Source organism: Dactylosporangium sp. NPDC050688, from assembly GCF_040654515.1.
Lineage (GTDB): Bacteria > Actinomycetota > Actinomycetes > Mycobacteriales > Micromonosporaceae > Dactylosporangium.
Genome location: NZ_JBFAIC010000138.1, coordinates 1 through 10373 on the forward strand (window position 1 = coordinate 1; position 10373 = coordinate 10373).

Here is a 10373-nt window from a genome sequence, read left to right on the forward strand (position 1 = left end):
TGGCTGGCCCATTGGCCGATGGCGCCGCTGGTGCCGGTCCAGGAGGTGGCGCCGGACTCGAAGCCGGGGTTGAGCAGCTTCTGGCCGCTGCACGTGCCACCGGTCGGCGGCGGGGTGGTGGTCGGCGGCGGGGTCGTCGTGCCGGACACCGAGGTCTGCCAGATCGTCGCGGCGACGCCGTCCGCGCTGCGGTTGAGCACCGTCGCGCTGACGTTGCTGGTCGTGTCGCACGACTGGTGGTAGCAGGGGTCGTACGCGCTGTTCGCGGTGCCGCCCCACTTCGCCGCCTGGGCGGAGGTCTTCCTGGCGCTGGCGCCCGCGGCGTAGCCGGACGTCGGGATGCCGACACGCTCGAAGGAGTAGTCGTCGGAACGGCCGGCGCCCTCGGTGTTCTCCTCCGGCTGCAGGCCCAGGGAGTCCCAGTACGCCTTCAGCGGCGCGGCGGCGGCGGACGTGATGTGGTTGATGAAGTAGCCGCCGTTGGTCGAGCCGACCATGTCGAAGTTGTAGTACGCCTTGATCTGCGACCGCTGCGTGCTGGTCAGGGCGTTGGCGTAGAACGCGGATCCCTGCAGGCCCTGCTCCTCACCGGCCCACCAGGCGAACCGGACGTGCCGGCTCATCGCCGGGTTCTGCTGCGCCAGGACCAGCGCGTTCTCCAGCAGCGTCGCCGAGCCGGAGCCGTTGTCGTTGATCCCGGGCCCGGCCGACACGCCGTCCAGGTGCGCGCCGAACATGGTGATCTGGTCCGACGGGCCGCCGGGCCAGTCGGCGATGAGGTTGTTCGCCCGGTACGTGCAGCTGGTGCACGTCTGCTCGGTCACCGTGTACCCGGCGGCCTGCAGCTTGCCCTTGACGTAGGCGACCGAGGCGGTGTAGCCGGCGGTGCCGCTGCGGCGGTTGCCGCCGTTGCTGGACGCGATCGTGCCGAACTGGGCCAGGTGGGCCTGCACGTTCGCGACGGCGATGTCCGGCGCCGCGGCGAGCGCCGGGTTGGCGGCCACCGCCGGCGCGGCGATGGCCGGGATCGCCAGGCCGGCGCCGAAGAGCAGGAGCGTGGCGGACACGGTCAGTGTCAGCGCCGCTGAGCGGGATCTCATAAACGAGCTCCTCGATCGGAGGGTACGAAGGTGGCGCGAGATTCGCACACTTCGATGCCGCCAACAAGTGATCGAGGGCATATCAGCTCGGACATACCGCGGTGGACGCCTTCGGCGCGGGCCCGCTACCGCGCCCGCCGGCGCACCGCCGCGGCGAGCCGGCCGCTGAGCAGCGGGTCCTCGGAGAAGTACTCGAAGTTGCGGCCGCACAGCGGGTGCCGCTTGATGTTCAGGCCCGGCCCGAGCACCACGTCGACGCCGAGGGCGCGGGCTCCACGGCGAGGGCCTGCCCGATCCGCTGCGCCAGCTCCTCGTCCCAGGCGCTGGCGATGGTCACCGCCGTCGGGAAGCACGTGGACCGTTCGCTGCCGGTGACACGCTGGACTCGTCGCCGACGAACACCACGGGGCCGGCCGGCCCGCGCAGGTCGATCGAGCGGCGGGGCCCGAACACCTCGCACGTGTCACCGGCCGCCGCCTGCCGGAACCAGTGCGCCGCCGGGCCGTCGCCGTGCGGGTACGCGACGAGCCGCGTCGCGCCGCGCCCGGCGTCCCAGCTGACGGGTGTGTAGGTCCGCAGGCCGAGCGCGCCGCGGCGCGGCCTCAGCTGCAGCTTCGCGCCGGGCACCCAGGTCACCTTCCGGAACGCCGCGGCCGTCAGCTCGACCTGGACGAACCCGGCGGGCAGCTGGGTGAGCCCGCTGACCAGGGCCGTGTCCAACATGGCGCTGCCGGCGAGGTCGGCCAGCCGCTGGGCGAGTCCGGTCATGGCTGCCTCACACGACGGTTCATGGGGTGAACTGGATCATCCGCCGGCCCGGGATGCAAGACTTGGCGCACCCCCAACCGGCCCCCGGCCGGCCGCCCGCATGCAGAGGATCACCGGCTATGGACAACGTGACCCACACGCTGATCAGCATCATGGTCGGGGAGGCCGTCCACCGGTCCGTGCCGCCTTCGACGGTCCTCAGCGACCGGGCGCGCCGCGGCGTCGTCCTCGGCGTCATGGCGGTCGGCGGGAACCTCCCGGACGCCGACGTCATCTACACCGGCTGGGCCGGCACCACGACCGACTACCTGCTGCACCACCGCGGCCACACGCACACCGTCGTCGGTGCGCTGGGCCTTGCGGTGCTGCTGTTCGTGGCGGTGCGGCTCTGGTGGCGGTATCGGAGGATCACGCCGCTCCGGGCGGACCTCCTGCTCCTCGCCGGGCTGGCGGTCCTGGCGCCGCTGCTGCACATCGGGCTGGACTTCACCAACAGTTACGGCGTCCACCCGTTCTGGCCGCTCGACAACCGCTGGTTCTACGGCGACGCCGTCTTCATCGTCGAGCCACTGCTGTGGGCGTGCGCGACGGTGCTGCTGTTCGTGCTGCCGGGCAGGACGCTGCGGGTGCTGACCGCGCTGGTACTCGCGGCTGGGCTCGGCCTGAGCTGGTTCAGCGGCTTCGTGCCCGCGTCCTTCGCGGCGCTGCTGACGCTGCTCACCGCCGGCCTCGCCGCCCTCGGCCGCTTCGCCTCCGCCCGGGTCGCGCTCGCCGGCGGCGTCGCCGCCTGGCTGGTCCTCACCGCGACGTTCGCGGTCACGTCCCGCTCGGCCGAGCGCCGCCTCGAGGCGCTGCTCGCCGAGCGGTTCCCGGCGGCCCGCACCCTCGACATCGTGCTGACCCCGATGCCGGCCAACCCCGTCTGCCGTGAGGTCATCGCGGTGCAGCGCACGCCTGACCGGTATGTGCTGCGCCGGGCGTTCCACTCGCTGGCGCCGGGCTGGATCCCGGCCGAGCGGTGCGCGCGGCTGTACCCCGCCGGCGACGAGACGACCGCCCGGCTCGTCCCGGTCGACCAGCCCCCCACCGGCGAGATCGCCTGGCGCGGCGAGCTGAGCCTCGACGCCGGCCTGTTCGCGACGCTCGCCTCGCAGTACTGCGCGGTCGACGCGCTGCTGCAGTTCGCCCGGGCACCGTGGGCCGCGCCGGACGGCGACGGCTGGGTCGCCGGGGACCTGCGCTACGACCGTGGGGCGGGAGCCGGCCTCGCCGACGTGGCGGTCGGCCCCGCAGCCGACGAGTGCCCGCGCCTGCCCGCGCCCTGGACGCCGCCCAGGCGGGAGCTGTTGCCCGGCGGCACACCTCGATGATGACCGGGTCCGCCCCGGCGGGCCCGTCGCCGCGGCGGCCGGCCCGGCAGGCAACCGCGCCGTGACGGCCCCGGCGGGCAGGTGCGTGCCGCGGCGGACGCCTCGTCCATGGTGTCGCGGGCAGGCAACCGTTCACCACGGAACCGACGGCATGCCCGCGAGGAGCCGGCCCCGGTCCCCCACGGGCATGCCGTCGCAAGGCACCGGCGCGGGATGCCGAGCCGGCCGATGACGGCGGGCCGCGGCGATCAGCCCCGCAGGGTGGCGATGGCCTTCTCGATCCGCCGGCGGCGCGTCTCCGGTTGTTTCGCGGTCTCGATGGCCCGCACGTGCTCGCGCTTGTGGCTGTGCGCCAGCTTGTCGTAGGCGGCGCGGGCGGCCGGGTCGGCGTCCAGGGCCTCGGCGAAGTCCGGCGGCTCGACGACGACCCGGGGCTCGGTGTCCAGCTCCAGCTCGACCTCCACCTCGTCGCCGACCGTGACACCGGCGGCCTGCCGGTTGGCGTTGCTCAGGCCGAGCAGGTGGCGGCCGCGCATGATGGCGACCCGGCTCTTCCAGCTGTGCCCGTTGAGCGTGATCGTCACGGGCGGCCGCGCGCCTCCGCCGAGCGCCTCCACCACCTCGGCCGGGACTTCCAGCCCCCGCATGGGCTCGGGCGGCTCGACGAGGGTCCGAAACTTCACGGTGCGCTCCTTGCCGGTCGTCGGGGGTCACTCGCCATACGTGGCGACCTTCCACAGGTAGCCGTCCGGGTCGCTGAAGTACCCGAAGTAACCGCCCCACTGCGAGGCGGCGGCTTCCTTGACCACGCTACCGCCGGCGGCGACCGCGTTACGGATGGTCTCGTTCACCAGATCCCTGGAGTCCGGGTTCAGGTGGAACGATGCGCCCCGGAACCCGGATCCCTGCGAGGGGACGCCGGCGTCCTGCGCCGCGGCCTCCCACTCGTAGAGCGCCAGCTGCGGGGACCCCTCGCCGAGGTTGAACGAGACGTAGTTGCGGGTGTCCTTGTCGATCTTGAAACCGAGTCCCTCGGCGTAGAACTGCTTCGCCCGGTCCAGATCCTCGACGCCGAGCATGATGGCGCTCATCGGCAGTGACATGGTGCTCTCCTTGTGCTTGCGATGTGCTGGCCGGACGGCCCCGTCGCGGCCCGGGCCGCCGTCACACCGGACTTGCCGGTCATGAGGTATGACCGGCCGCGACGCCGAAACGTGACAGCCGCGCGGGCAAGCACGAGGCCCGCAGGGGCCGCGTATGGGTTTCGTCAAGAGCACTGTTCGCCGCGGCCGGCGGCGGTTGAGCTGGCGGTGGCGGCCGGCGGCGGTCCGGTTGCCCGCCTCGCGAAGGGCTGTGACAGTGACGCGATCCACGGGCTCCGGCGGCCGGCCGCAGACACCGACCGGCCTGCCTCTCGCCGGCGGCTGCGCGGCGGTGGTGACCACCACCGTCGTCGCCGGGGCGCTCTTTCCTGACGGTGAGACCGCCGCCCGGGCGGCGGTGATGGCGGTCACGATCGGCGTCTACGCGAGCAAGGTGGCCGACCTCAGGGCGGTGCTGGGCGTGACCGGTGTCGCCGCGCTGCTCTTCGTCGGCTTCCTGGTCAACGACCTCGGCGAGCTCGCCCTGCGTGACGGCACCTGGCCGTACCTGGTCCCGCTCGGCCTCGCGGCCGTCCTCGGTTGTGGTCGGCGCCGGCTCCGGCGTTAAGAAACCGTCAAGGACCGGCCGTGGGCGTATGGATTTCGTCAACGGATCTGGGCAGGGCGGGCCGGCGGGGCTTCACTTCCGATGCGGCCGGACATCGCGCCGCTGACCAGTCCCTGCAAGGAGGAGATCCCTCGTGGCTGACCTGTGGTTCGTACTGCTGACGATCGCGGTGTTCGCGGTCCTCGGCCTGGCGGTGCGGGCGGTGGAGCGGCTGTGAACGCCGAGAACCTCGTCGGTCTCGTCCTCGCAGTCGTCCTGACCGCGTTCCTGGTGACCGCCCTACTCTTCCCGGAGAAGTTCTGATGAGCACCGCACAAGCGGGCGTCGTCTTCGTCGCCTCGCTGATCCTCGCCCTGGTGCTGGTGCACAAGCCGTTCGGCGATCACGTGTACCGGGTGGTGTCGTCGCAGCGGCATACCCGTGCCGAGCGGCTGCTGTACCGGGCGGTCGGGGTCAATCCCGACGGTGAGCAGTCCTGGGGGGTCTACGCCCGCAGCGTGCTGGCGTTCTCCGCCGTGTCCCTGCTGTTGCTGTACCTCTTCCAGCGTGTCCAGCACCACCTGTGGCTGTCGCTCGGCTTCGGCCCGGTCGAGCCGGACCAGGCGTGGAACACCGCGGTCAGTTTCGTCACGAACACCAACTGGCAGTCGTACTCCGGTGAGTCCACGATGGGACATCTGGTGCAGATGGCCGGGCTGGCGGTGCAGAACTTCGTCTCCGCGGCCGTCGGCATCGCCGTGGCGGTCGCGCTGGTGCGGGGGTTCGCCCGCGCCGGGACCGACCGGCTGGGCAACTTCTGGGTCGACCTGGTGCGCATCTGTGTGCGGGTCCTGCTGCCGGTCGCGGTGCTCGCCGCGCTGGTGTTCATCGCCGGTGGTGTGGTGCAGAACCTCAGCGGCGGCACCACCGTCACCACCCTGACCGGCGGCACCCAGACGATCACCGGCGGGCCGGTCGCCGGTCAGGAGGTCATCAAGGAGCTGGGCACCAACGGCGGCGGCTTCTACAACGCCAACAGCGCCCACCCGTTCGAGAACCCGACCGGCTGGACCAACTGGATCCAGCTGCTGCTGATCCTGCTCATCCCGTTCAGCCTGCCCCGCGTCTTCGGCCGCATGGTCGGCGACAAGCGCCAAGGCCTCGCCATCGCCGCGGTCATGGCCATCCTCGCGATCGGCAGCGTCATCGCGATCAATGCCCTGCAGCTCGCGCCGGCTGGGACCGTGCCGGACGCGGTCGGTGCCGCGACCGAGGGCACCGAGACCCGGTTCGGGGTGTCCCAGTCCGCGACGTTCGCCGCGGTCACCACGCTCACGTCGACGGGTGCGGTCAACTCGTTCCACGACTCGTACACCGCGCTCGGCGGCATGGTCCCGATGCTCAACATGATGCTCGGTGAGGTCGCTCCCGGCGGCGTCGGATCCGGCCTGTACGGCATGCTCATCCTCGCCGTCGTCACCGTGTTCGTGGCCGGGCTGATGGTCGGGCGGACCCCGGAGTACCTGGGCAAGAAGATCGGCGCCCGGGAGATCAAGTTCGCGTCGCTCTACCTGCTCACCACGCCGGCCCTCGTGCTCGTCGGCACCGCCGTGGCGATGGGCTCGGCGACCGCCCGCGCCTCGATGGCCAACCCGGGCGCGCACGGCCTGTCGGAGGTGCTGTACGCGTTCACCTCGGCGTCGAACAACAACGGCTCCGCGTTCGCCGGCATCTCGGTCAACACGACGTTCTACAACACCGCTCTCGGGCTGTGCATGATGCTCGGCCGCTTCCTGCCGATCATCCTCGTCCTCGGCCTGGCCGGCTCCCTCGCCCGGCAGACCCCCGTGCCGCAGTCGGCCGGGACGCTGCGGACGTACCAACCCCTGTTCATCGGCATGGTCGTCGCGGTCACGCTCATCGTCGTCGCCCTCACCTACCTGCCGGCCCTTGCCCTCGGACCGCTCGCGGAAGGACTCCGGTGACCACCCTGACCGCCGCTCAAGGCAACGCCCGCCGTATCGCCGGCGGACTGCTCGATCCCAAGCAGCTGTGGAAGTCCACCCCGGACGCGCTGCGCAAGCTCAACCCGGCCACGCTGTGGCGCAACCCGGTCATGTTCATCGTCGAGATCGGCTCCGTCTTCACCACCGTCCTGGCGGTGCTGCACCCCAGCGGGTTCGCCTGGGCGATCACCGCCTGGCTGTGGCTCACGGTCGTCTTCGCCAACCTCGCCGAGGCCGTCGCCGAGGGCCGGGGCAAGGCCCAGGCCGAGACCCTGCGCCGGGCGAAGCAGGACACCATGGCGCACCTGCGCGACGGCACGACGATCAGGGCGAGCGAACTCAAGCAGGGCGACATCGTGGTCGTGGAGGCCGGCCAGGTGATCCCCGGTGACGGCGACGTCATCGAGGGCATCGCCTCCGTCGACGAGTCCGCGATCACCGGCGAGTCCGCACCCGTCATCCGGGAGTCCGGCGGCGACCGCAGCGCCGTCACCGGCGGCACGAAGGTCCTGTCCGACCGGATCGTCGTGAGGATCACGCAGAAGCCGGGCGAGAGCTTCATCGACCGGATGATCGCCCTCGTGGAGGGCGCCAACCGGCAGAAGACCCCGAACGAGATCGCCCTGAACATCCTGCTGGCGTCGCTGACGATCGTCTTCCTGCTCGCCGTGGCGACCCTGCAGCCCCTCGCCATCTACTCGAAGGGTGTCCAGGCGTTCGCGCCGGACAGCCTGGCGCTCAACGGCGACGGCGTCACCGGCATCGTCCTGGTGTCGCTGCTGGTGTGCCTGATCCCGACCACGATCGGGGCGCTGCTGTCCGCGATCGGCATCGCCGGCATGGACCGGCTCGTGCAACGCAACGTCCTGGCCATGTCCGGCCGCGCGGTGGAGGCCGCCGGCGACGTCGACACCCTCCTGCTGGACAAGACCGGCACCATCACCCTGGGCAACCGGCAGGCCGGCGAGTTCGTCGCCGTCGACGGCGTGACCGCACAGGACCTCGCCGACGCCGCGCAGCTGTCCAGCCTCGCCGACGAGACCCCCGAGGGCCGCAGCATCGTCGTGCACGCCAAGACCGCGCACGGCCTGCGCGAACGCACCGCCGGCGAACTCGACGACGCGACCTGGGTGCCGTTCACCGCGCAGACCCGCATGTCCGGCGTCGACATCGGCGACCGGCAGATCCGCAAGGGCGCCGCGACCGCCGTCATGCAATGGGTCCGCAACCACGGCGGCCACCCCACGAACGACGTCGGCGCGATCGTCGACGCGATCTCCGGCGCCGGCGGCACGCCGCTCGTCGTGGCCGAACGCGTCGGCGGGCAACCCGCTCGGGCGCTCGGCGTCATCCACCTCAAGGACGTCGTCAAACACGGCATGCGGGAACGCTTCGACGAGATGCGCCGCATGGGCATCCGCACCGTCATGATCACCGGCGACAACCCGCTCACGGCCGCCGCCATCGCCAAGGAGGCCGGGGTCGACGACTTCCTCGCCGAGGCCACCCCCGAGGACAAGCTGGCTCTCATCAAACGCGAACAGCAGGGCGGCCGGCTCGTCGCGATGACCGGCGACGGCACCAACGACGCCCCCGCCCTCGCCCAGGCCGACGTCGGCGTCGCCATGAACACCGGCACCTCGGCGGCGAAAGAAGCCGGCAACATGGTCGACCTCGACTCCGACCCCACCAAACTCATCGAGATCGTCGAGATCGGCAAGCAACTGCTCATCACCCGCGGCGCCCTGACCACGTTCTCCATCGCCAACGACATCGCCAAATACTTCGCGATCATCCCGGCCATGTTCGCCGCCATCTACCCCGGCCTGGACCGGCTCAACATCATGCGCCTGGACTCACCGACGTCGGCGATCCTGTCCGCCGTCATCTTCAACGCCCTCGTCATCGTCGCGCTCATCCCCCTCGCCCTGCGCGGCGTGCGGTACCGGCCCGGCTCCGCCGCGTCGATGCTGCGCCGCAACCTCCTGCTCTACGGCGCCGGCGGCGTCGTCGTGCCGTTCCTCGGCATCAAACTCATCGACCTCATCATCCAGTTCGTCCCCGGGATCTCCTGATGCGACTTCCAGCCTGGCTCAGCCAGCACCTCGCCGCGCTGCGCGCCCTGCTCCTGCTGACCCTCCTGCTCGGCGTGGTCTACCCGCTGCTGCTGGTCGGCGCCGGCCGGCTCCCCGGCCTGTCCGGCCGGGCCGACGGCTCACTCGTGTCCCGGGACGGCACGACGGTCGGCAGCCGCCTCATCGGCCAGTCCTTCACCGACGCCGACGGTCGCCCGCTCAAGCAGTACTTCCAGTCCCGGCCGTCCGCGGCCGGCGCCGGCTACGACCCGACATCGACGTCGGCGAGCAACCTCGGCCCCGAGAACATCGTCGACACCCCGGACAAACCCAGCCTGCTCACCCAGGTCTGCGCCCGCAGCAAGGCCGTCGGCGAACTGGAAGGCGTCGACGGCGCCCGCCCCTACTGCACACCCGGAGGGGTCGGCGCGGTCCTGGCCGTGTACCACCGCGACGGCGCCACCGGCCCCGTCACCCGCGCGGTGAGCCTCAACGAGACAGGCCCGGCCGGACCTTTCATCACCACCTACGGCGGCGTCAAGGTCGAGCTCGCCACCCCCGGCGAGGACTACAGCACGGGCGTGATCACCCCGGTCAGAGGCGACGCACCCGACCGGCCCGCTGTCCCCGCCGACGCGGTCACCGCCAGCGGCAGCGGCCTCGACCCGCACATCAGCGTCGCCTACGCCCGCCTGCAGACCCCCAGGGTCGCCGCCGCCCGCGGCATGCCACCCGCCGACGTACAACGGCTGGTCGACCGGTACACCACCGGACGGCTGCTCGGCTTCATCGGCGAACCCGGCGTCAACGTCCTGCAACTCAACCTCGCCCTCGACGCCGCCCACCCGGTTCGCGGCTGACCATCGGCCGGCCCGCCGCCCCTCCAGCGGCGGGCCGGCCACCACCCGCCCGGCGGCGGAGAAAGCGCGGTGCAGCGATGGCGCGCGGACAACTGCGGGTCTACCTCGGCGCCGCGCCCGGCGTCGGCAAGACCTACAAGATGCTCGAAGAGGGCCGCCGCCGCAGGCAGCGCGGCACCGACGTGGTCGTCGGGTTCGTCGAGACCCACGGCCGGCCGTTCACCGAGGCGATGCTGTCCGGCCTGGAGGTCGTCCCGCGCAGGACGATGACGTATCGGGGCGCCGAGTTCACCGAGATGGACCTCGACGCGGTCCTGGCCCGCCGGCCCGAGGTCGTCGTCGTGGACGAACTCGCCCACACCAACGTCCCCGGCAGCCGGCACGCCAAACGGATCCACGACATCGAGACCCTGCTCGACGCCGGCATCACCGTGCTCACCACCGTCAACATCCAGCACCTCGAGTCGCTCAACGACGTCGTGGAGCAGATCACCGGCGTGCCGCA

10 protein-coding genes and 2 pseudogenes are annotated in these 10373 nt (G+C 71.7%); 7 read left to right on the forward strand and 5 right to left on the reverse strand.

All coding sequences use genetic code 11. The features are described from left to right. The 3 genes from AB0H83_RS50920 to AB0H83_RS50930 all read right to left on the reverse strand — a co-directional run. Positions 1-1100, reverse strand: a 1100-nt coding sequence (locus AB0H83_RS50920; RefSeq protein ID WP_360110999.1) for a M28 family metallopeptidase, incomplete at its 3' end; no start/stop codon positions are given. 125 nt (positions 1101-1225) lie between these two features. Next, entirely contained in the window at positions 1226-1351 is a 126-nt protein-coding gene (locus tag AB0H83_RS50925) for a hypothetical protein (RefSeq protein WP_360111002.1), read from the reverse strand. 82 nt (positions 1352-1433) lie between these two features. Beyond that, a complete protein-coding gene (locus AB0H83_RS50930; protein WP_360111005.1) occupies positions 1434-1868 on the reverse strand; it encodes a siderophore-interacting protein in 435 nt (144 codons plus the stop codon). A gap of 119 nt (positions 1869-1987) precedes the next feature. Here AB0H83_RS50930 and AB0H83_RS50935 point away from each other — a divergent pair, with 119 nt between their 5' ends. Further along, positions 1988-3238: a metal-dependent hydrolase gene (locus AB0H83_RS50935; protein ID WP_360111008.1), complete on the forward strand. Its 1251-nt coding sequence runs from the start codon at positions 1988-1990 to the stop codon at positions 3236-3238. A 248-nt stretch (positions 3239-3486) separates the two neighbouring features. Here the strand turns inward: AB0H83_RS50935 and AB0H83_RS50940 are convergent, their stop codons facing one another. Both AB0H83_RS50940 and AB0H83_RS50945 read right to left on the reverse strand, forming a co-directional pair. Continuing rightward, the gene (locus AB0H83_RS50940; protein ID WP_360111011.1) at positions 3487-3921 is read right to left on the reverse strand and encodes a YdeI/OmpD-associated family protein; all 435 of its coding nucleotides are present in this window, start codon (positions 3919-3921) and stop codon (positions 3487-3489) included. Between the two features lie 27 nt (positions 3922-3948). Then, positions 3949-4341 (reverse strand): VOC family protein, encoded by a 393-nt coding sequence (locus tag AB0H83_RS50945; RefSeq protein ID WP_360111014.1) that lies wholly within the window; start codon positions 4339-4341, stop codon positions 3949-3951. Positions 4342-4597: 256 nt separating this feature from the next. Between AB0H83_RS50945 and AB0H83_RS50950 the strand changes: the two genes are divergently transcribed. The 6 genes and pseudogenes from AB0H83_RS50950 to AB0H83_RS50975 all read left to right on the forward strand — a co-directional run. After that, positions 4598-4948 (forward strand): hypothetical protein, encoded by a 351-nt coding sequence (locus AB0H83_RS50950; protein ID WP_360111017.1) that lies wholly within the window; start codon positions 4598-4600, stop codon positions 4946-4948. Between the two features lie 213 nt (positions 4949-5161). Then, positions 5162-5251, forward strand: a complete 90-nt coding sequence (kdpF, locus tag AB0H83_RS50955; RefSeq protein ID WP_360111020.1) for a K(+)-transporting ATPase subunit F — start codon at positions 5162-5164, stop codon at positions 5249-5251. Continuing rightward, positions 5251-6912 (forward strand): potassium-transporting ATPase subunit KdpA, encoded by a 1662-nt coding sequence (gene kdpA, locus AB0H83_RS50960; RefSeq protein ID WP_360111023.1) that lies wholly within the window; start codon positions 5251-5253, stop codon positions 6910-6912. Before kdpF ends, kdpA begins: the two co-directional genes overlap by 1 nt. Beyond that, a complete protein-coding gene (kdpB, locus tag AB0H83_RS50965) occupies positions 6909-9008 on the forward strand; it encodes a potassium-transporting ATPase subunit KdpB (RefSeq protein WP_360111026.1) in 2100 nt (699 codons plus the stop codon). The genes kdpA and kdpB overlap by 4 nt, the downstream gene beginning before the upstream one ends. After that, positions 9008-9847: pseudogene (locus tag AB0H83_RS50970) on the forward strand (potassium-transporting ATPase subunit C); the annotation flags it as partial. The gene kdpB and the pseudogene AB0H83_RS50970, both read left to right, overlap by 1 nt. 98 nt (positions 9848-9945) lie before the next feature. After that, positions 9946-10373: pseudogene (locus tag AB0H83_RS50975) on the forward strand (histidine kinase); the annotation flags it as partial.